This is a genomic window from Dickeya sp. CFBP 2040, from assembly GCF_012273755.1.
GTDB lineage: Bacteria > Pseudomonadota > Gammaproteobacteria > Enterobacterales > Enterobacteriaceae > Dickeya > Dickeya poaceiphila.
On sequence record NZ_JAAVXH010000096.1, the window covers coordinates 41,713 to 63,921 of the forward strand.

Annotated in this window: 16 protein-coding genes; 11 read left to right on the forward strand and 5 right to left on the reverse strand. The window is 55.1% G+C overall.

Features of this window, described 5'->3' with window-relative positions:
- Positions 1-116 precede the first annotated feature (116 nt).
- Positions 117-2,675, forward strand: a complete 2,559-nt coding sequence (gene mrcA, locus Dpoa2040_RS14795; protein ID WP_168641743.1) for a peptidoglycan glycosyltransferase/peptidoglycan DD-transpeptidase MrcA — start codon at positions 117-119, stop codon at positions 2,673-2,675.
- A 185-nt stretch (positions 2,676-2,860) separates the two neighbouring features.
- On the opposite strand, the gene nudE is transcribed toward mrcA, so the two are convergent.
- A complete protein-coding gene (gene nudE / locus Dpoa2040_RS14800) occupies positions 2,861-3,421 on the reverse strand; it encodes an ADP compounds hydrolase NudE (RefSeq protein WP_168641744.1) in 561 nt (186 codons plus the stop codon).
- Between the two features lie 421 nt (positions 3,422-3,842).
- On the opposite strand from nudE, the gene Dpoa2040_RS14805 reads away from it, so the two are divergent.
- The 5 genes from Dpoa2040_RS14805 to pckA all read left to right on the forward strand — a co-directional run bounded on the left by Dpoa2040_RS14805 (position 3,843) and on the right by pckA (position 9,982).
- A complete protein-coding gene (locus Dpoa2040_RS14805; protein WP_168641745.1) occupies positions 3,843-5,978 on the forward strand; it encodes an intracellular growth attenuator family protein in 2,136 nt (711 codons plus the stop codon).
- A 119-nt stretch (positions 5,979-6,097) separates the two neighbouring features.
- On the forward strand, positions 6,098-6,799 hold the full coding sequence (yrfG, locus tag Dpoa2040_RS14810) for a GMP/IMP nucleotidase (RefSeq protein WP_168641746.1): 702 nt from the start codon (positions 6,098-6,100) through the stop codon (positions 6,797-6,799).
- Positions 6,799-7,212: a ribosome-associated heat shock protein Hsp15 gene (gene hslR, locus Dpoa2040_RS14815; protein WP_168641747.1), complete on the forward strand. Its 414-nt coding sequence runs from the start codon at positions 6,799-6,801 to the stop codon at positions 7,210-7,212. The genes yrfG and hslR overlap by 1 nt, the downstream gene beginning before the upstream one ends.
- Positions 7,213-7,237: 25 nt before the next feature.
- Entirely contained in the window at positions 7,238-8,110 is an 873-nt protein-coding gene (gene hslO, locus Dpoa2040_RS14820) for an Hsp33 family molecular chaperone HslO (RefSeq protein ID WP_168641748.1), read from the forward strand.
- A gap of 252 nt (positions 8,111-8,362) precedes the next feature.
- A complete protein-coding gene (gene pckA, locus Dpoa2040_RS14825) occupies positions 8,363-9,982 on the forward strand; it encodes a phosphoenolpyruvate carboxykinase (ATP) (protein ID WP_168641749.1) in 1,620 nt (539 codons plus the stop codon).
- Between the two features lie 140 nt (positions 9,983-10,122).
- Here pckA and envZ read toward each other — a convergent pair whose 3' ends face one another.
- Together envZ and ompR are read right to left on the reverse strand one after the other, a co-directional pair.
- Positions 10,123-11,493, reverse strand: coding sequence for a two-component system sensor histidine kinase EnvZ (gene envZ, locus Dpoa2040_RS14830; RefSeq protein WP_168641750.1), 1,371 nt, complete (start codon positions 11,491-11,493; stop codon positions 10,123-10,125).
- Complete coding sequence (ompR, locus tag Dpoa2040_RS14835) at positions 11,490-12,209, reverse strand: two-component system response regulator OmpR (protein ID WP_005969424.1); 720 nt, start codon at positions 12,207-12,209, stop codon at positions 11,490-11,492. The genes envZ and ompR overlap by 4 nt, the downstream gene beginning before the upstream one ends.
- A gap of 265 nt (positions 12,210-12,474) precedes the next feature.
- Between ompR and greB the strand changes: the two genes are divergently transcribed.
- The 3 genes from greB (at position 12,475) to Dpoa2040_RS14850 (ending at position 17,594) form a co-directional block, all read left to right on the forward strand.
- Positions 12,475-12,957: a transcription elongation factor GreB gene (gene greB / locus Dpoa2040_RS14840; protein WP_042873193.1), complete on the forward strand. Its 483-nt coding sequence runs from the start codon at positions 12,475-12,477 to the stop codon at positions 12,955-12,957.
- Positions 12,958-13,094: 137 nt separating this feature from the next.
- Entirely contained in the window at positions 13,095-15,089 is a 1,995-nt protein-coding gene (locus Dpoa2040_RS14845; RefSeq protein WP_168641751.1) for an LTA synthase family protein, read from the forward strand.
- 168 nt (positions 15,090-15,257) lie between these two features.
- The gene (locus Dpoa2040_RS14850) at positions 15,258-17,594 is read left to right on the forward strand and encodes a Tex family protein (protein WP_168641752.1); all 2,337 of its coding nucleotides are present in this window, start codon (positions 15,258-15,260) and stop codon (positions 17,592-17,594) included.
- A gap of 78 nt (positions 17,595-17,672) precedes the next feature.
- On the opposite strand, the gene bioH is transcribed toward Dpoa2040_RS14850, so the two are convergent.
- Positions 17,673-18,458, reverse strand: coding sequence for a pimeloyl-ACP methyl ester esterase BioH (bioH, locus tag Dpoa2040_RS14855; RefSeq protein WP_168641753.1), 786 nt, complete (start codon positions 18,456-18,458; stop codon positions 17,673-17,675).
- 80 nt (positions 18,459-18,538) lie between these two features.
- Between bioH and gntX the strand changes: the two genes are divergently transcribed.
- A complete protein-coding gene (gene gntX, locus Dpoa2040_RS14860; protein WP_168641754.1) occupies positions 18,539-19,258 on the forward strand; it encodes a DNA utilization protein GntX in 720 nt (239 codons plus the stop codon).
- A gap of 56 nt (positions 19,259-19,314) precedes the next feature.
- Positions 19,315-19,890, forward strand: coding sequence for a Fe-S biogenesis protein NfuA (gene nfuA / locus Dpoa2040_RS14865; RefSeq protein ID WP_042873204.1), 576 nt, complete (start codon positions 19,315-19,317; stop codon positions 19,888-19,890).
- A 168-nt stretch (positions 19,891-20,058) separates the two neighbouring features.
- Here the strand turns inward: nfuA and malQ are convergent, their stop codons facing one another.
- Positions 20,059-22,197 carry a 4-alpha-glucanotransferase gene (gene malQ, locus Dpoa2040_RS14870; RefSeq protein ID WP_168641755.1) on the reverse strand — a complete coding sequence of 713 codons (2,139 nt, stop codon included), beginning with the start codon at positions 22,195-22,197 and terminating at the stop codon, positions 20,059-20,061.
- Between the last annotated feature and the right edge of the window lie 12 nt (positions 22,198-22,209).

Consider the following 22,209-nt stretch of genomic DNA (forward strand, 5'->3'; position numbering starts at 1 on the left):
CAGCCATACGCCTGTAACCTGAAAGACGACGGGTATATTCACCTTGCTGGCTTCCCTTTATACTAGCGCCCGTCTGTTTATAAACTATTCAATTGCTACTGAATGGAAAATCTCCGGTGAAGTTCGTAAAGTACCTATTCATCCTTGCAGTGAGTTGCATTCTGCTGGGAGCCGCTTCGCTCTATGGCCTCTACCGCTATATCGAGCCACAACTACCTGATGTCGCCACGCTGAAAGATGTCCGTCTGCAAACCCCCATGCAGGTTTACAGCGCTGACGGCGAACTGATCGCCCAGTTTGGCGAAAAGCGTCGTATCCCATTGAAGCTGGACCAGATCCCGCCCACACTGGTGAACGCCTTTATCGCAACGGAAGACAGTCGCTTCTTTGAGCACCACGGCGTTGACCCACAGGGGATCATTCGTGCCGCGGTGATTGCCTTGACGTCCGGCCATGCATCGCAGGGAGCGAGCACCATCACTCAGCAGCTGGCGCGTAATTTCTTCCTGAGTCCTGAGCGCACGTTGCTGCGTAAGATTAAGGAAGTGTTTCTGGCGATCCGCATCGAACAAACGCTGACCAAAGACGAGATCCTTGAGCTGTATCTGAACAAGATCTATCTCGGTTACCGCGCTTACGGCGTCGGGGCAGCGGCACAAGTCTATTTCGGCCTGCCGGTGGAGCAGTTGACGCTGGCGCAGATGGCGATGATTGCCGGTTTGCCGAAAGCGCCGTCCACCTTCAACCCGCTCTACTCTTATGATCGCGCCGTGTCTCGTCGTAACGTCGTACTGTCTCGTATGTTGGACGAAAAATACATTACGCAATCGCAGTACGATCAAGCCCGCAGCGAAAAACTGGTGGCAGATTATCACGCCCCCGAAATCGGCTTCTCTGCACCGTATGTGGCTGAAATGGTGCGTCAGGAAATGGTGAAACGCTACGGCGAGGATGCTTATAACGATGGTTATCAGGTCTACACCACCATCACCCGCAAGTTGCAACTGGCGGCGGAAGACGCAGTGCACAACAACGTCATCGCCTATGACATGCGTCATGGCTATCGTGGTCCAGACCAGGTGTTGTGGAAAGTCGGCACTCCGGCTTTGACACAAGACAAGATTGTCGAAGCCTTGAAAAAACTACCGGTTTACGGGCCACTATTTCCGGCGGTGGTGACGGATGCCGGCGCAGACAAAGCTCATGCCATCATGGCCAGCGGCGACAAAGTCGAACTGCCACTGGCAGGGGTGCGCTGGGCGCGCGCTTACCGTTCAGATGACCAGCAAGGCCCCACGCCGAAACGGGTGGCGGACGTGCTGGAAGCCGGTCAGCAAATCTGGGTGCGCAAAGTCGATAACGAGTGGTGGCTGGCGCAAGTGCCGGACGTCAACTCCGCATTGGTGTCGCTCAATCCGAAAGACGGCGCGATACTGGCGCTGGTAGGTGGATTCGACTTCAATCAGAGCAAGTTTAACCGCGCGACGCAGGCACTGCGGCAAGTAGGTTCAAACATCAAGCCTTTCCTCTACACCGCAGCAATGGATAAAGGGCTGACACTGGCCACCATCCTTAACGACGCCCCGATTACACGCTGGGATCCGGGTGCCGGTTCAGACTGGAGTCCGAAAAACTCGCCTGCGGTGTATGATGGCCCTATCCGCCTGCGTCAGGGCCTGGGACAGTCGAAAAACGTAGTAATGGTGCGGGCGATGCGCGCCATGGGCGTGGATTACGCCGCCGACTATCTGGAACGCTTCGGTTTCCCAGAGCAGAACATCGTACATACGGAATCGCTGGCGCTGGGTGCAGCGTCCTTTACGCCGTTGCAGGTGGTACGCGGTTACTCGGTGATGGCCAACGGCGGTTATCTGGTTGATCCCTACTTCATCACCAAAATCAATAACGCCAATGGTAATACGCTCTTCACCGCCACCCCGAAAGTGGTGTGTGATACCTGTAATCTGCCGGTAATTTATGGGGATACCCAGCGTTCCGCCGTCTTGTCGGATGACAGCATGGAAAACGTCGCCACCTCACAGCAAAACACCGTGCAGGTCGCTCCCCAGGTTGACCCCATTACACCGTCGGAAGTCGCCAGACAGGCGGCAACCCAACCTTACGCGCCACATGTCATCAGTACGCCGCTGGCTTTCCTGATCAAGGACGCGCTTAACAGTAACGTATTCGGTGAACCAGGCTGGATGGGAACCGGCTGGCGCGCAGGCAAGGTGCTGCAACGTCACGATATCGGCGGTAAAACCGGTACCACCAACAACTCGAAAGACGCCTGGTTCTCAGGTTATGGCCCGAATATCGTTGCCTCTGTGTGGATTGGTTTTGACGATCACCGCCGCGATCTTGGCCGCACGTCGGCATCTGGTGTGATCCGCGACCAGATTTCCGGCTACGAAGGCGGTGCGAAAAGTGCCGAACCCGCCTGGGATGACTTCATGAAAGTAGCGCTGGCGGGCGTGCCTGAGGATAAAACACCGCCACCGCAGGGTGTCGTGACTGTCACGATTGATCGCAGCAGCGGCAAGCTGTCTGATGGCGGTGCGAACAGCCGTCAGGAGTTCTTCATCGACGGCACGCAGCCAACCGAGCGAGCAGTACATGACGCCGGGACAACCTTGTTCAATACCAGCAGTGGTCAGGCGGAAGAGTTGTTCTGATTCCGGCGAGAATACGCCACTGTTTTTATCAGTGGCAGATAACAATCACCACCTCCCGATGAGGTGGTTTACAGCTGACAACCAAAAGGCGCGGATACCGCGCTTTTTCTTTGGACATTATGGGCTGCCACGCAGGTCGTACCGACAGGAATGCGCAACGACGAGAAGTTAAGTTATTACCGACGCTATCTGTTCTTGTCTTGCATCAGAAACTGCTGCACCAGAAATAGCGCGCTGACATTACGGGCTTCGCGGAAATCGGGTTCGTCAAGCAGTGACATCATGTCCGCCAGCGGCCATCGCACCAGTTGCAGCGGCTCCGGCTCATCGCCTTGCAGGCGTTGCGGATACAGGCCATTCGCCACGACGATATTCATGCAACTGGAAAAATAAGCAGGCGCCATGGTCAGAGTGGATAACAAGTTGAACTGCTCCGCGCCAAATCCAACCTCTTCCATCAACTCACGGTTGGCCGCTTCAAACACCGTTTCACCTGGGTCAATCAACCCTTTGGGGAAACCCAACTCATACTGCTCAATCCCTAGCGCATATTCACGAATCAACAGCAGCTCATCATCGATCACCGGCACAATCATCACCGCTTCGCGCCCCGACGGACGCAGACGCTCATAGATACGGCGCTCACCGTTACTAAACTCCAAATCAACGGATTCCACATTGAAAAGATGTGAACGGGCTACGGTCTCAACCTTGAGGATTTTGGGTTTTTGCAGGTTATTATTCATCGTGGCCTCAATGAGGAAACATCAACAGGCTTTCCCCGTTCAGGCCATGTCGGCACGGAACAAAAATCGGTAGAGCCGCTGTTTCCTACAGAATATTCAGTGAGACACATTGTGCGTTAACATTAACAGTAGCTGCAACTTCATAATGTCGAATTTACATATCGATAACAATGAAACATATTAATTTTTCTTATATAACACCTGCCACATGACCATGAACATTTACCCTACCTGTCAGCAGAAAAAATTCGGATTTTCCTCATTTCCACTCTCCGTTTAGCTTGCTAGCATGAATAGTTAAAAAGTTATATAGCCGGTTAATTCAGTCATTAACCAACGCGACGTGAGTTAACATTGTTCGTGTAATTTTGTTACTATCCGTAATAACAGAGGGAACCTTACGCTGTTGGCTGAAGATAATATGCGCACAATACTCATCATATTGGCTGTATTGTTTGCCTGTCCGATTGCGGTAGGGGGGATCATTGGTTATCTCATGCATCGTCGTCTTCTATTCGCCAAGCGTTTGCCAGTTACATCGTCTGGACATCGTCAACTAACGCAATCGGAACGTATTGCCATTGAACGCTATCTTTCCATGGCCCCATCGGATAGCCCGGTTTCCGCATCCGTTCCTGCCGCGCGACACCGCCTGCTGCCGGGCAACCGAGTGTATCCCATTACTCATAGTATTACCCGTTATGGGCTGAGTACCGAGGCCCCCAACAAATGGCGCTATTATATTGATACACAGGAAATCCATCTGCCCGCACGTTGGGAACAATACATCACCCATAACAATGAAATCGAACTGATCAAAACCCGTTCGATTCCACTGGTTATTTCATTGAATGGTCATTCGCTGGCGGAATTCGTCAATGAAATAGATTCACTTTCCGGAACCGATATTCCCGTCGAACAGGCATCGATTAGGCCAGAAGGCCATGAACACACTGAACTGGTTGCGATTCGCAAAGAAACCCCGGAAGAACACGCTGTGCACCGCTCACGCGGCCTGCGCGAAGCCGGGATGCTGAGCCTGGCATTTTTGCTGCTGGTGTTCAGCCTGACCAGTCCACTGCCGATGTTGCCCTGGCTGGCTGGCGCTGCCTGCCTTATCGTGGCCTGGGGATGCTGGCAGTTGTTTCGTCCACCCACGCAAAAAGAGTTGCACGAAGTGCATTGCCTGCATGGCATACCACAATGTATGGGATTATTCAGCGATGCCAGCCAGAGCCTTATCGGCAATGTATCGCTCGGCAATATTGATCTTATCTACCCTCCCCATTGGCAGCCTTATATCGGTTACGATCTCGGCAGAAAAACCGATGTGGATATTTATTTAACCCGCCAGGTCGTACGTCAAGGCAATTACCTGTCGTTGCACAACGAAGTCAAATTCTTCCCGCTACAGCAATGGGGCAAAAACGTCATGCTGGCCGTCGGCGCACTGCTTAGCCTGATATTACTGCTGACATCGGTACCGTTTGATCTTCCTCTCAAGCTCAGTCTGGCTTGGGTACAAGGCACTAGCAGCATCAAGGTTACCCAGATAGAAGAACTGGAGCGCCTGCCGCTACACATTGGTGACAAATTACAGGTACATGGAACTGGCATGTGCTATGTGCCGCCAATCAGCCTTAGCCCGACATCCTCCAGAGCACCGGCTTTCGCGCCATTTGATTGCACCGCCATTTACTGGAACACAGCCGCACCGCTGCCATTGCCTGAGTCAGATACCATAGATAAAGCCACCGCCTTGCAAAAGACAGTCAACGAACAGTTGCACCCGGCTTCCAGCGACAACCAGGTCAGTTCCCAGTTGGCAGACTCCATCCAGAAATCCGGCATGATTCTGCTGAATAACTTCTCTGATATCGTGCTCAAAACCGACATGTTATGTGAGAAAGAAGAAGACTGTACCCGGCTTAAAAACGCGCTTATCAATCTGGGCAACACCAGAAATTGGGATGTGTTGGTCAAACGGGCGCGCTCCGGCGCATTAAAAGGGATGAGTGTGGTACTTCGCCCAGTGAGCGCCGAGTCGCTGGATGCGCTGGTGAAAAATGCAACCGACGAGTTCTACAGCCGCGAAATTATCACTGCATCCAATTCGCTAAATAGTCCGCCGCCAGGCGGCTTTCTGATTCATAGCGATGAAGGTCACCAGCTCGTCAGTCATCCGCTTCCCACAGCGCCGCTACGCGATTTGCCGCCGCAGGAGCAATGGCAGCAGCTACAGCGCCTGTCATCCCTGTTATTACATACGCCGTTTGAAGCCGATGGCGTGATTACCCAGATTAGCATCGACGCTAACGGCACGCGTCACATCTCGCTGCATAACGAACCCGATGCCATCACCATGTGGCGTTCGCTAGGCGCTTGTCTGCTGTTGCTGGCCTTTAGCGTTATTCTGATACTGAATCTGGTATTGCTGCTGGTAAAATACCGCCGTAACCAACAGCGAATCGCCAATATCCAGCAATACTACGCACGCCATCTGGTGCCAGAAGCCCCCGTCGCCAGCGCTATGTACGGAAATGTGATTCACTCCTAGGTCAGGCGTCGTCAATCGGTGAGTGCGATCGGTTGCGTTTAGCCGGTACGCCAGACTCGTAACATCGACTACCCTATCTCCGGTTCAATCGGCGATAGGGTATCTGTACTGGAGTAAGTATGAATTCCGAACTGAACTGGAATGAGATCGATACCGTCCTGCTTGATATGGATGGTACGTTGCTCGATCTGGCATTTGACAGCTACTTCTGGCTGCAACTGGTGCCGGAATCCCTGAGCCGTAAGCGCGATATCAGCCTGGAGCAAGCCCGGAACTTGCTCGCGGTGGAATATCAGGCGGTACATCATACTCTGAACTGGTACTGCTTTGATTACTGGAGTGAACGGTTGGGGCTGGATATTTACCAAATGACCAGCGACATCGGCCACCGCGTCCGCTTGCGTGAAGACACCGCGCCCTTTCTGCACGCACTGCGTAAAAGCGGTCGCCAGTCGATTTTGTTGACCAACGCCCATCCGCATAGCCTGTCGGTCAAGGTTGCCTATACCGGGCTGGACAGACACCTTGATTTATTGCTTTCCACCCATACTTATGGGTATCCCAAGGAAGATCAGCGGTTATGGCAGGCAGTGCAGGAAGACATTGGGTTTAATCCGGAACGAACCCTGTTTGTGGATGACAGCGAACCCATACTGGATGCCGCCAGCACTTTTGGCATCCGTTATTGTTTGGGCGTCAGCAACCCTGACTCAAGCTGCCAACAGGAAAACCGCTTCCGGCAACACCCATCGATGAACGACTATCTGGCCTTTCTGCCGGACATTCATAAGTCGATTCGCGTCAGCAATCAGGGGTATTGATGAGCAAAGACAGTCAGCATGATGACGACAATGCTGTCCGGTTAGATAAGTGGCTGTGGGCCGCGCGTTTTTACAAAACCCGCACCCTGGCGCGTGAGATGATCGACGGCGGCAAAGTGCATTATAACGGTCAGCGCAGTAAACCCGGCAAACTGGTGGAACTGGATGCCGAAATCACGCTGCGTCAGGGCAACGATGAACGCACGGTGGTGGTTCGCGCCCTCAGTAGCCAACGGCGTCCGGCGGCGCAAGCACAAACACTGTACGCAGAAACGCAGCAGAGTATTGAAAAGCGGGAAAAAATGGCGCAGGCCAGAAAACTTAACGCCCTGTCAATGCCGCATCCGGACCGGCGACCGGATAAAAAAGAACGCCGGGATTTAATCAAATTCAAGTACAGTGACGCGGAATAAGCCATCGTCACATGAGAGAACATTTATGGCCAATCATGACCAACTGCATCGTTATCTATTCGAAAATCATGCCGTTCGCGGCGAACTGGTAACGGTCAGCAACACTTTCCAGCAGATGCTGGCTAATCACGACTACCCCGCACCGGTCAAAAATCTGCTGGGTGAAATGCTGGTCGCTACCAGCCTGCTAACCGCCACACTGAAATTCAGCGGCGATATCACCGTGCAGTTACAAGGCGACGGCCCACTGAAATTAGCGGTGATCAATGGCAACCATCAGCAGCAAATGCGTGGCGTCGCTCGCTTGCAAGGCGACATTGCTGCCGACAGCTCGCTGCATGACATGGTCGGCAACGGTTATCTGGTCATTACCATCACCCCAACCGAAGGCGAACGTTATCAGGGCGTGGTAGGGCTGGAAGGCGACAATGTGGCCGCCTGTCTGGAAAACTATTTCCAGCAGTCCGAACAGTTGCCGACACGTCTGTTCATCCGCACCGGCGAACATGATAGCCGTCAATGTGCCGCTGGGATGCTGCTGCAAGTGCTGCCTGCGCAACATGGCAACCGTGAGGACTTCGGCCACCTCACTCAATTAACCGCCACCGTCAAAAGTGAAGAGTTGTTTGGCCTGCCAGCCAACGAGGTGCTTTATCGCCTGTACCATCAGGAAAACGTTACGCTGTATGAACCGCAGCCGGTAACGTTCAATTGTCACTGTTCACGGGAACGCTGCGCCGACGCGCTGATGACCCTGCCGACAGACGAGGTCAGCGATATTCTGGCTCAGGACGGACAAGTCGATATGCACTGCGACTATTGCGGCAGCCATTATCTGTTCAGCGCGCAGGACATCGCCGAGATTCGTCAGCCCAGTGCCGCCCCAGGGTTACATTGATCTTCTTGCATCTCACGCAGGTAGCCTGTCCGTGGGCTATCTGCTAAGCAACATCTCCTGGCATATAAAAAACAGCCAGGTTCTCCACGCGAACAATCTGTTTAGATAACAATAATTTGATTGCTTTTTGTTCACATGTATAAGCAAAGTTATTAATTAATTTATTTAATTTTTTGATTGTTATCGCGGTTAAAATAAGCTTCCCGTCTAGACTTACCACGGGTACAACTATAACGTTCCAGGAGTAGCAACATGCAGATAAAAGGCATTACGCCAGAAGCACTGACGGCTTATGGTATTCATGATGTCCGCGAAATTGTCTACAATCCAAGCTACGATTTACTTTTTACCGAAGAAACATCCCCCACCCTGCAAGGCTACGAACGCGGTATCCAAACTCAATTGGGTGCTGTAGCCGTTGATACCGGCATTTTCACTGGTCGTTCTCCGAAAGATAAATATATCGTTCGTGACGATGTGACCCGCGACACCGTCTGGTGGTCAGATCAGGGCAAAGGCAAAAACGACAACCATCCGCTCAGCCAGGAAACCTGGCAACACCTGAAACAGCTGGTCACCAGCCAGTTATCGGGCAAACGCGTGTTTGTCGTTGATGCTTTCTGTGGTGCCAACGCCGACACCCGCCTGAAAGTCCGCTTCATTACCGAAGTCGCCTGGCAGGCTCACTTCGTGAAAAACATGTTTATCCGCCCCAGCGATGCAGAGTTGCAGGATTTTGAGCCAGACTTCATCGTGATGAACGGCGCGAAATGCACCAACCCGCAATGGCAGGAACAAGGGCTGAATTCGGAAAACTTCGTCGCGTTCAACCTGACAGAGCGCATCCAGCTCATCGGCGGCACCTGGTACGGCGGCGAGATGAAGAAAGGGTTGTTCTCCATCATGAACTACCTGCTGCCGCTCAAAGGTATCGCGTCGATGCATTGCTCGGCCAACGTGGGCGAGAAAGGTGACGTGGCGGTATTCTTCGGCCTGTCCGGCACCGGCAAAACCACGCTGTCTACCGACCCGAAACGCCAGTTGATCGGCGACGACGAACACGGCTGGGATCACGACGGCGTGTTCAACTTTGAAGGCGGCTGCTACGCGAAAACCATCAATCTATCTGCTGAGGCAGAGCCGGATATTTATCACGCCATCCGCCGCGATGCGCTGCTGGAAAACGTGACCGTACTGGCTGATGGCCGTGTGGATTTCAGCGACGGTTCCAAAACCGAAAATACCCGCGTGTCTTACCCTATCTATCACATCGATAACATCGTTAAGCCGGCTTCCAAAGCCGGGCACGCTACCAAGGTCATTTTCCTGACCGCCGACGCCTTCGGCGTACTGCCACCGGTGTCCCGCCTGACAGCGAGCCAGACGCAGTATCATTTCCTGTCTGGTTTCACCGCCAAACTGGCCGGAACCGAGCGCGGCGTGACTGAGCCAACGCCAACCTTCTCCGCCTGCTTTGGCGCGGCGTTCCTGACGCTGCACCCGACGCAGTACGCCGAAGTGCTGGTGAAACGTATGCAGGCGGCAGGCGCTAAAGCCTATCTGGTCAACACTGGTTGGAACGGCACCGGCAAACGCATCTCCATCAAGGATACGCGCGGCATTATCGACGCGATCCTCAGTGGCAGCATCGACGATGCCGAAACTCAGACACTGCCGATCTTCAATTTGTCGATCCCGACCGCGCTACCGGGTGTGGATCCGGCGATTTTGGATCCGCGTGACACCTACGCTTCTGAGGCGCAGTGGAAAGAGAAAGCGCGCGATCTGGCGCAGCGCTTTGTCACCAACTTCGACAAATACACTGATACGCCTGCCGGTGCAGCACTGGTTTCAGCTGGTCCGGCATTATAAGCAAAGGCACATTAAGCAAAGTACCGCCGCCGGTCACCCGGTGGCGTGCTGGCAGCCAAAAGGCGCGAAATCGCGCCTTTTTTATTGTTTTGCGAAACAGAATGGTGTCTTAACACACTGTCGTTTATCGAACCGGCTCCTCAGCGATTAACATCACGCGCCCGTATCGACGCGCCGCTAGAGTGATTCGGGAACGCCAGCGGCAGATAAGCACGCACGCGCAATCCGCCGCGCTCACTGGTCCCCACATCCAGCGATCCGTCGTGTGCGTCAATGATACGCTGCACAATCGCCAACCCTAACCCGGTACCGCTGGTACTGCGGGCGCTGTCACCGCGCACAAACGGCTGAAACAAGTGCATGAGCTGAGAGGGATCGATACCAGGACCGTCATCCTCTACCTGAAACCAGGCACGCTGCAATTCCCGACCACTGCTGACGCGAATCCAGCCATTGCCGTAACGGGCAGCGTTCACGACCAGATTTGCCACTGCCCGTTTGATGGACAATGGGCTGACTTTCATGAGCAACTCGCCACGGGCAAGCTCGCTATCAATTTCACGCTCGTAACCGCTTTCCGACGCTACCACTTCTCCCAGAATCGTATTGAGATCGGCCACCTCCATCTGCATTTCCTGTCCGGTACGCAGGTAGTCGATAAACTGGCCAATAATGGCGTTACACTCTTCGATATCCTTATTGATAGACTCCGCCAGATAGTCGTCCTCCTGGCTCATCATCTCTGTCGCCAGACGAATACGGGTCAGCGGCGTGCGCAAATCATGGCTGACGCCAGCCATCAGCAACGTACGGTCATCCGCCAATAGCTTGACCCCGGATGCCATCTGATTAAACGCACGTGTGACTGACCGGACTTCCGACGCACCATATTCACGCAACGGCGCGGGAATAATACCTTTACCTACCTGAATGGCAGCATGTTCCAGATCGACCAGTGGCCGGTTCTGCACCCGGATAAACAACCACGCACCGCCGATGACCAGCAACATGATAGCCAGCGTATAACGAAACAGCGGCGAGAAGTCGCCCTGATGAATTTCCGTGAGCGGCACCCGCACCCAGATATCCGGCGACAACCAGGTTTTCAACCACACCACCGGAGTATTCTTGCTCACTTCTACCCGTACTTCGGTTGGCCCCCCCAGTTGCTGCGCCATCTGCTGACTCAGAAACTTATAATGCTGCGCCCAGCGCAGCCCGCTCTCCTCCGCAGCCGCGTTGGTATATAGCGAAATGCCCAACTCACGATAAATCTCACGCCGGAACGCGGGGGGCACGTCCAGCGTGGAACCATCTTCCAGTTGCAGCTTGTCTGTCATCAACATTCTGACCTCATAGGCCAGAACCTTATTGAACTGTTGCAGGCTGGGCAGAATCGCAAAATTAAGCACCACCAGATAGGTGGTGACAAGGCTGACAAACAGCAGAGTAACTATCAGCAACAGCGTACGGGCGAAGGCGCTGCGCGGGGAGAAGCGCCATCGAATCATGCTTTACTGCCGTCTGGCACAAAGACGTAACCCAGCCCCCATACTGTCTGGATATAACGCGGATGTGCCGGATCTTCCTCGACCATGCGGCGCAGACGAGAAATCTGCACATCGATGGAACGCTCCATGGCGCTGTACTCGCGGCCACGGGCCAGATTCATCAATTTATCGCGGGACAATGGCTCACGAGGATGGCTCACCAGCGCCTTGAGTACCGCAAACTCGCCGCTGGTCAACGGCATGGGTTCGTCGTCGCGGAACATTTCGCGTGTCCCCAGGTTCAGTTTGAACTTGCCGAAAGCGATGATGGCCTCTTCCTGCGACGGCGCACCGGGCAATTCATTGGCCTGACGGCGCAGAACAGCGCGAATACGAGCCAGCAGCTCACGTGGGTTAAACGGTTTAGGAATATAATCATCCGCACCAATTTCCAGACCGACAATCCTGTCCACTTCTTCACCTTTCGCCGTCACCATGATGATCGGCATCGGGTTGCTCTGACTACGCAGACGACGACAGATAGACAAACCATCTTCACCCGGCAACATCAGATCCAGTACCATCAGATGGAAAGACTCACGAGTTAACAGGCGATCCATCTGTTCGGCGTTGGCGACACTGCGCACCTGGAACCCTTGTTCAGTCAGGTAGCGCTCCAACAACGCTCGCAGGCGCATATCGTCATCCACAACCAGAATTTTATAATTCTCTTGCATTTCTCTTCTCCAAAGACGTGATAGCCGCCAGCGCTTGGCTTCATTACGAAACTCAATCTAATATTGTTCAGAAACCAGTAACGAACTGACAGTCGTTTCTGGTATATATTCTAGGCAAAATTGTTACAAAGGATATAAAAATACGTTGTAATCAAGCCGTTCCCGCGACAAAGCGCCGCAAATGACGATTTATGATTTATCCTCTATGTTATCCCACCGCCAACGATTATAACGATTTTATGATCTTCACATTTCAGAAAAGCGTATGAAAACCGATCTGATCACCCGCGAAGGCTATGAAGCCCTGAACCAGGAACTGAACTATCTGTGGAAGGAACGCCGCCCGGAAATCACGGAAAAAGTAGCCTGGGCCGCCAGCCTGGGTGATCGCAGCGAAAACGCCGATTACCTTTACAACAAGCGTCTGTTGCGTGAAATCGACCGTCGGGTGCGCTATCTGCGTAAACGCCTGCAAGTCGTGCGCGTGGTGGATTACTCCCCTCAACAGGACGGCAAGGTGTTTTTCGGCGCCTGGGTGGAGGTGGAAAACGAAGACGGTGATGTTAAGCGCTTTCGTATCGTCGGGCCAGACGAAATCTATGGCCGCAAAGATTACATCTCCATTGACGCACCTATGGCGCGCGCCCTGCTGAAAAAAGCAGTGGACGAGGAAGTGGTGGTCAGTACTCCCGCCGGTCCCAAAGTCTGGTACGTCAATAAAATCGACTATCACCACCCGATTAACTGACTCACACCGCCATACAGAACGGTAGAGCCAGTCTGCCGTTCATATTTTCTTTCATCTTCCTGACACAATACTAAGATTTTTCTGAAATAACCCCGTAGCATTCCGGTACTGATAACACCTCCAGAACCAAGAATAAAATGGATAAGTACCAACAGCGCGCTCGCGCCCTTTTGAAGGCACTATGGTGTCAGATTTTACTCCTGAGTCTATTGTTGTCCGGCGCCCGTCTGACCATGTTTTCGGTATTTGCCGACAAACAGCAATTACAAGATCAGGCTTTTGCTGTGAAACTGATGTGGCTAACCGGGTTGCGTTACGATTTACGCGCCGTCTCCATCATACTGGCGCCGCTGCTGGTCATTGGTTTATTGATGAGCCTGCATCGCAGCGGCTGGCGCTGGCTGCAGCGCATCGCCCCCTGGTATGTGGGCGGTTGCGCCTTTCTGGTGAGCATCATCGCTATCATCAACTACTTCTATTACCAGACCTATCACACCTATATCGATATCTTCGCTTTCGGGCTGATTGACGATGGCCCGTCCGCCGTGCTGGCAACCATCTGGCAGGATTATCCGGTTGTGGTTTCACTACTGCTGGTATTGTTGTTTGCCGGGCTGGCAGGCTGGCTTAGCAGACACACACTGCTGTCGGTTCGTCAGCCCCGTTTGCTCTCTCGTCAGACCTTTATCGTTTATCTGTTCATCAGCCTGCTGCTGTTCTTCGCCATGATCCGCGGCAGCCTCAGCACCTTCCCGCTACGGCGCAACGACTCTCAAATCTCTAGCGTCACTATTCTGAACAAACTGACGCCCAATGGCCTGATGGCTTCAGCGTGGGCGCTGGGTGACAGAGACGAAGACATCAGCTTCAAACCGGTGACGCGTACCGCGGGGGACCAGCTGCGTGCCCAAACCGGCCTGACAACACTGGAAGGCCGTACCCCGGTTAACCCCTGGCTGGCAGCGCACCATCCCAACGTAGTGATGGCACTAATGGAAAGCATGGGAAGTAATATGCTGGTGTACGACCATCTGCCGGATAACGATATGCTGGGCGCGCTGAGGCCGCATTTTGCTTCGGACTTTGTGTTCCGCCGTTTCGTCTCAGAAGGCAACGGTACCGCGCCGTCGTTTGCAGCGCTGTTTTTCCAAAGCCCCATCCAGAATCTCAGCCACTCGTCCGCACAATACAAAAAGCTGGACGACACACCCTACGCCACCTACAAAAAAGCGGGCTACAAAGTGATTTTCATCACCTCCGGCAGCCGCATGTGGCGCAACCTCGGCAACTACCTGCCCCGGCTCGGCGTGGATGAAATCTACGATCAAAGTTCACTGATGGAGCGTTACCCGGAGTCACGCGCCATGCTGACCGACTGGGGCGTGCCGGATGAATTCGCGTTTCGGCTGGCGCAACGTTTGCTGGCAGAAGCACAACAGCCGCTATTTATCAGTATTCTTACCATCACCAATCATCCGCCTTATCAGGTCCCTGCCAGCTATCACCCGCACCCCGTACATGCCGGGCCAGAGATGATGGCTCATGCTGAAGTGACGCCACAGGAACAAGAGTCCATCGCCGCCACCTACCAATACGCCACCAATGCGCTGGGTGCATTTATTACGGCGGTGAAATCATCACCCATCGGCGAATCAACGCTGATCGCAGCGACCGGCGACCACCAGATGCGCCGTCTGAAGGCCCAGTATCCGCACGAGCAGTTCCTTGATCGTGCGGTTCCCTTCTATCTGTACGTGCCCAAAACCATTCTGGCGCAAACCACCTGGCGTTTTGACCCATCCCGCCCCGGCTCGCACAAGGATATCTTTCCAACGCTCTATGCCTACAGCCTCTCCGATACGCCCTATTACGCACTCGGTGGGCGCAATATGCTGGCAGAACAGGACGATACAACGCGCGCATTTGGCTACAATCAGGCACTGTGGATAGATGAGCAGGGCGCGATGCCTATCGGCAGTAGCGCACGCTATCCGTGGGACCCGGCCAACCCGATGCTCACACAAACCACCGCACACCCCGTTAATACAGAGCAACAACAACGAACCACTGCCTATCCCGCCTTGTTGTACTGGCAAATCAATGCCCGCGAACAAGGCTTCACCGGGGATTAGCCATCACACGATGCCTGTTGATACAGGCATCGTTACTCCCCCACCGGGCGGCCTTTCCTCGTTTGTCTGACTGGCATTTTGCGCCGTCAATCCGTATAACTGTCCCCCAGTTGTCTATCCTTACAACATTCATTATCTCGCTAATAACACTATCTTGTTGATAACACTATGAACAACGCATTAAGCCAGATTATTGCCAGCGAATTGCAGGCGCGAACCGAACAAGTCAGTGCGGCTATTCAACTGCTGGACGAGGGCAACACGGTCCCGTTTATCGCCCGCTACCGTAAGGAAGTCACCGGTGGGCTGGATGACACCCAACTGCGTCAGTTGGAAAGCCGTTTGTCCTACCTGCGCGAACTGGAAGAACGCCGCCAGACCATCCTCAAATCAATTGAGGAACAGGGCAAACTGACCGACGCACTGGCAGCCTCCATCAACGGTACGCTCAGCAAAACCGAGCTGGAAGACCTCTACCTGCCTTACAAACCCAAACGCCGCACCCGTGGGCAAATCGCCATCGAAGCCGGACTGGAGCCGCTGGCGGACAGCCTGTGGAACGACCCCGCTCAACCCCCGGAACTCGTTGCCGAGGCTTACGTCAATGCCGATAACGGCGTGGCCGACGTTAAAGCCGCGCTGGATGGTGCTCGCTATATTCTGATGGAGCGCTTTGCCGAAGACGCCGTGCTGCTGGGCAAGGTACGCGATTATCTGTGGAAAAACGCTCATCTGGTATCACGCGTGGTAGAAGGCAAAGAGGAAGAAGGCGCAAAATTCCGCGACTACTTCGACCACCACGAACCGCTGTCGCAGGTGCCGTCGCACCGGGCATTGGCGATGTTCCGTGGCCGTAACGAAGGCGTGCTGCAACTGGCGCTTAACGCCGACCCACAGTTTGACGAACCGCCCAAAGAGAGCCACTGCGAGCACATCATCGTCGAACATCTGGGATTACGGCTCGGCAATGCCCCGGCGGACAACTGGCGGCGTGCAGTCGTGAACTGGACCTGGCGCATCAAGGTGCTGCTGCATCTGGAAACCGAGCTGATGAGCAGCGTGCGTGAAAAAGCCGAAGACGAGGCCATCAACGTGTTTGCCCGCAACCTGCATGACCTGTTGATGGCGGCGCCTGCCGGTATGCGCGCCACCATGGGGCTGGACCCCGGTCTGCGCACCGGCGTGAAAGTAGCGGTGGTGGATGCCACCGGCAAACTGGTGGCGACCGATACCATCTACCCGCACACCGGTCAGGCCGCCAAAGCCGCCGCCGTCGTCGCGGCATTGTGCATCAAACATCAGGTGGAGCTGGTCGCCATCGGCAACGGCACCGCATCCCGCGAAACCGAGCGTTTCTTCCTCGATACTCAGAAGCAGTTCCCGGAAGTGAAAGCACAGAAGGTGATCGTCAGTGAAGCAGGCGCGTCGGTGTACTCTGCCTCCGAACTGGCAGCGCTGGAATTCCCGGATCTGGACGTATCGTTGCGCGGCGCGGTGTCTATCGCCCGTCGCCTGCAAGACCCGCTGTCGGAACTGGTTAAGATCGACCCGAAATCCATCGGCGTCGGCCAGTACCAGCATGACGTCAGCCAGACCCAACTGGCGAAGAAGCTGGACGCCGTGGTGGAAGACTGTGTGAACGCCGTCGGCGTTGACCTCAACACCGCCTCAGTGCCGTTGCTCACCCGTGTGGCGGGCCTCACCCGGCTGATGGCGCAGAATATCGTCAGTTGGCGTGACGAAAATGGCCGCTTCAACAACCGCGAACAGCTGCTGAAAGTCAGCCGTCTCGGTCCGAAAGCCTTTGAGCAATGCGCCGGCTTCCTGCGTATCAACCACGGCGATAATCCGCTTGATGCCTCTACCGTCCACCCGGAAGCCTACCCTGTGGTGGAACGCATTCTGGCCGCCACCGAGCAAAAACTGCAGGATCTGATGGGCAACGCCAGTGCGCTGCGTACGCTAAAGCCAGCCAACTTTACCGACGATCGCTTCGGAGTGCCGACCGTCACCGACATCATCAAAGAGCTGGAAAAACCGGGGCGCGACCCGCGACCGGAATTCAAAACCGCCAGCTTCGCCGATGGGGTGGAAACCCTGAACGACCTGATGCCGGGCATGATTCTGGAAGGTGCCGTCACCAACGTCACCAACTTTGGTGCGTTTGTGGATATCGGTGTACATCAGGACGGGCTGGTGCACATCTCTTCCTTGTCGGATCGCTTTGTGGAAGACCCGCATCAGGTGGTGAAAGCCGGTGACATCGTTAAGGTGAAAGTGCTGGAGGTGGACCTGCAACGTAAGCGCATCGCGCTGACCCTGCGACTGGACGAACAGCCGGGTGAGGGCAATAGCCGTCGCAGCGGCGGACGCGAGCGCGACAACGCGAATGCCTCCCGACCATCGTCGCAGGCGGGCAACAAGGCACGCCCACGCCAGACCAGTAACCCGGCTGGCAACAGCGCCATGAGTGACGCACTGGCAGCGGCGTTTAAGAAACGGTGATAGCTCTTGTCGGGGTTCAGGCTATCCAGTCTGAACCCTGTATTTTGTAGCGGCGACTAGCGTAATCAGTGCTTCACACTAGCGCCCTACCAGCACACTCTCCTGAACAAAATTCACCACCTGCTCCACAAACATCTCCGGATGAGAGATAAACGGCGCGTGGGCGGCTTTCGGTATCACCACCGAAGTGGAGTGCGGATACTGCTCATCCATCAGTGCGGCGACTTTGCGCGGCACTAACCCGTCCAGTGCGCCGTACAGCCGCAGGAACGGCATGGTGAGCGTGCGAAGCGGCTCGCGCAGGTCGGTATCGCGCAAAATCCCCAGCCCGGCGGTCAGCACCTCGGTGGAAGGCGATGGCTGGCCCGACAACGCCAGCTTCAACGCACGCGCATCTTTTCTGGCGCTTTCCGTCCCCAGTGTCTGCAATGCCAGAAATCGCTCGATGGTGCCGAAGAAATCATCACTCAGCAAACGCTGAAAACCGGACAGCACTTGTGGGCGAATACCCGGCCAGCCATCACGTTCCTCAAAACACGGTGACGACGCCAGTGTGATCAGCGCGCTGACCCGCTCCGGCGCACTCAGCGCCGCCTGGCTGGCCACCAGCCCCCCCAGCGACCAGCCTAACCACACCGCCCGCTCTGGCGCCTGCGCCAGCACCTGCTGCACCATGTCGATCAGCGGCATCGCCCCAAATGCCTGACTCTGACCATAACCTGGCAAATCCACCCGGTGCAGCCGAAAATGCGGGGCAAGCTGCACGACGATGCTGTTCCACACCTGCGAATTCATTCCCCAGCCGTGCAGCATCACAAGTTCACATCTGCCTTCCCCTTCAGTTTGCCAGTGCAGTGATCCCATGAGTTATAGTGTCCTCCGTCAGAAGTGGAATGATTCAGGCCATGCCGCCGGTAATGCCTGATTGCTCAGGGAAAGAGACGATGTTGACGATCATGGCACAGTGCTGGCTCTGCCAGCAGCCGCTCTATCATAGTCATCACGGGATATGCAGTCACTGCCGCCGTCATCTGCCGCTGCCGGTCACCTGCTGCCCACGCTGCGGACTGCCTTCGGCGTCCAACGTTCTGCCGTGCGGACGCTGCCTGCAACAGCCGCCGCCATGGCAGTCGTTGCTGTTCGTCAGCGACTACCAGCCACCGCTGACCACCCTCATCAAACGGCTCAAATTTCAGGGACGCACCGAACTGACCCCGGCGCTGGCGCGACTGGTACTACTGCAATGGCTGCTACGCCGTCGGGATACTGCGCTGACACTGCCCGACGCGTATCCCCGTCCTGACGCCATCATCACCGTTCCGCTGCATCGACAGCGCCATTGGCGCAGAGGGTTCAATCAAACCGACCTGCTCGCGCGCCAGTTGGCGCACTGGCTGGGTTGCGCCTATCATCCTGATGTGTTGATCCGCGTACGTTATACCGCGCCCCAACAGACGCTGGGCGCGCGCTCCCGTCGCCGTAACCTGCGCGGCGCATTCCGGTGCCGACACGATGTCGTCAACCAACAGATTGTCGGTAAACGGTTAGTATTGCTGGATGATGTCGTGACCACCGGCAGCACGGCGGCGGAGATCAGCCGGACGCTGCTCAACGCTGGTGCGCGGCAGGTTCAGGTGTGGTGTGTATGTCGCACCTTGTCGTAACCGTCTTGATGGGCGTATTATAACCAACTGGCGTAGTCAACTATTGAGTTAACATTATGATTCGTATTACCGACGCTGCTCAGGAGCACTTTGCCAAGCTGCTGGCAAAACAGGAAGAAGGCACCCAGATTCGTGTCTTCGTCATCAATCCCGGTACACCGAACGCCGAGTGCGGCGTGTCCTACTGCCCGCCCGATGCCGTCGAGCCGAACGATACCGAGCTGAAGTTTGAAAAGCTGTCCGCCTATGTGGATGAACTCAGCGCGCCGTATCTGGAAGACGCCGAAATCGACTTCGTGACCGACCAGTTGGGTTCCCAACTGACCTTAAAGGCGCCGAACGCCAAAATGCGCAAAGTCGGCGATGATGCTCCGCTGATGGAACGGGTTGAGTACGTACTGCAATCCCAGATCAACCCGCAACTGGCTGGTCATGGCGGTCGCGTATCGCTGATGGAAATCACCGAGGAAGGTTACGCCATTCTGCAATTCGGCGGCGGCTGCAACGGCTGCTCCATGGTGGATTACACCCTGAAGGAAGGCATTGAAAAAGAGTTGTTGCAGAAATTCCCTGAGCTGAAAGGGGTACGTGACCTGACCGAACACCAGCGCGGCGAGCACTCTTACTATTAACCGGATATTAACCGGATACCGTTGATATAACAGGATCTCGTTGATAACAGGATACGATTCTGACGATGTTACCGTCTAACGATGTTGTCGGCCTGTTTTTACTTCATCACGAGCGGTCAGTTACCTGACCGCTCGTTGTTTCTTCCAGCGACGTACACCACCTGACACTCAGGTTTTTTTCGTCTCTTGTGATTTGTCGTCAGCAGCGACGTTGCCCGCTTTTGAGGTTCTCGATGGCACCGGTCCACCGCGGCGCAAATCGATATCCCGAATCAGCCGCTCCAGATAACGATCAGTGAAAATGGAATCCAGCGGACGACTCAGTTTACGCCGCCAGTTGGGATATTCCTGATGAGTACCCGGCACATTCACCGGTGTAGACATGTCCAGCCAGTCTTCAAGCTGCAACCCCAACAGTGCGCTGGCGCTGTCCGCCAGATAGCGTTGCACACCACGATTAAGCTGAGCGCTCATGCTGGTCAATGCCGCATTGCGCCCGACCCGCTGCGGAAGCAATCCTTGTTCATGCAGAGCATCAAGCAGCCCCTGCTTGGCGCGCTCACGTGCGATGTGTTGCTGCTGTAGCAACGCATCCGTGGAATACAACCCAAGATCCTTGCCCAGCGTCAGATCAACGCCCTGCCAGTAACCACGCAGCGTTGCCAGGTCATGAGTGGTGATGGTAGCCATTGAACGGGGTGGATACTCATCAGGAGCGCGAAAATGATCGTGCTGATCTTTTTCAAAAAACAGTACCTTATAAGAATAAACACTGTTGTCGCGCAGTTTGTTGATGATCTCCTCCGGCACAGTTCCCAGATCTTCGCCGATCACCAGACAACGATGGCGATGGCTTTCCAGCGCCAGTATTCCCAACAGGTCATCCACCGGGTAAAGCACGTAGGCACCGTGGTTAGCCGTGCGGCCATTCAGAATCCACCACAGACGCAGCAAGCCCATCACATGGTCGATACGCAACGCGCCGCTGTGCGCCATATTACTGCGCAACAGATCGATAAAAGGCTGATAGCCGCGCTGGCGCAACAGTGTCGGGTGCATCGGCGTCAGGTTCCAGTTTTGTCCGCTCGGCCCCAGCGGATCAGGCGGCGCGCCAATCGTCACCGACATGCAATGCAATTGCTGATCACCCCAGGTATCCACGCCGCCCTTTGCGACGCCGACCGCCAAATCTCGATATAAACCAATCGGCATACCCAGTTGTTTACTGAGGGAAAAACAGTCCGCCAGTTGTTCATGCGCCAGCCACTGTAGCCAGCAATAAAACTGCACATCGTCGGCATGTTCCTGCCGGAATCGCAACGTGGCCTCGCTGCGCGCATCGTGGTATTCCTGCGGCCACTGCAACCAGTCGGCAGCCGCTTCATCCTGCTGTTTCATCCACGCCTGCAATGCGTCATAGGTTGCCTGCTGCAACAGGCTTTCATCATGGGTTTTCAGGAAATGCTGAAAGGCCGTTTTACGTGGGTCCAGTACATTGCGGCGAGTAAAGTGGTTAAACGCCAGACGCAGCGCCGTCAGTTTCAGGCTGGTGACGGCGCTATAGTCCACCCATCGGCTGGCGCGGGCAGCGGTTAATCGCCGTTGAACGTCATCTTGTTGCCACCACTCGCAAGCGGCATCGCTCTGATGAAAATCATCCACTTGATTCACATCGATATAGACGATATTCAGCCAGTTGCGTGATGACGGACTATACGGGCTGGCGGCCTCCGGCTCCGCCGGATACAGCGCATGTAGTGGGTTCAGGCCGACAAACGCACCGCCCCGACGCGCCACTTGTTCCACCAGCGTTTTTAAGTCGCCGAAATCGCCGATCCCCCAGTTGTCTGACGAACGCAGGGTATAAAGCTGCACCATGACGCCCCACCAACGCCTTCCTTGTGTCAACGGTTCTGGCTCATAACACCGCGCCGGCGCCACAATTACCCGGCAAGACCACTGCTGCTCCCCCTGCGTCAGTACCAGTTGGTGGTAGCCAGGCGGCAGGTTATCCGGCAACGCCAGCGCCGCCTGACCATGTGAACGCCCTTCGATAATGCCGCCTTTTTCATAGGTGAGCGTCCAGATATAGTCGCCCTCATCACGCAGGAGCAACCTATTCTGCTGCCCCTGACGGAGCACGTACACCGAAGGCAATGGCGCCGTTGTCGGCTCCGTGACATCAAGCAGTTGTTGCAGTGCCTGGCGGGTTTCGTTGTCTACAACCTGTTCATTACCGTAAGCATCTTTATAGGTATCAGCGATCCCCGGACAGTGGGGGACAGATTTTTTTGCTCTCAACGCCATGGTATTGATTCC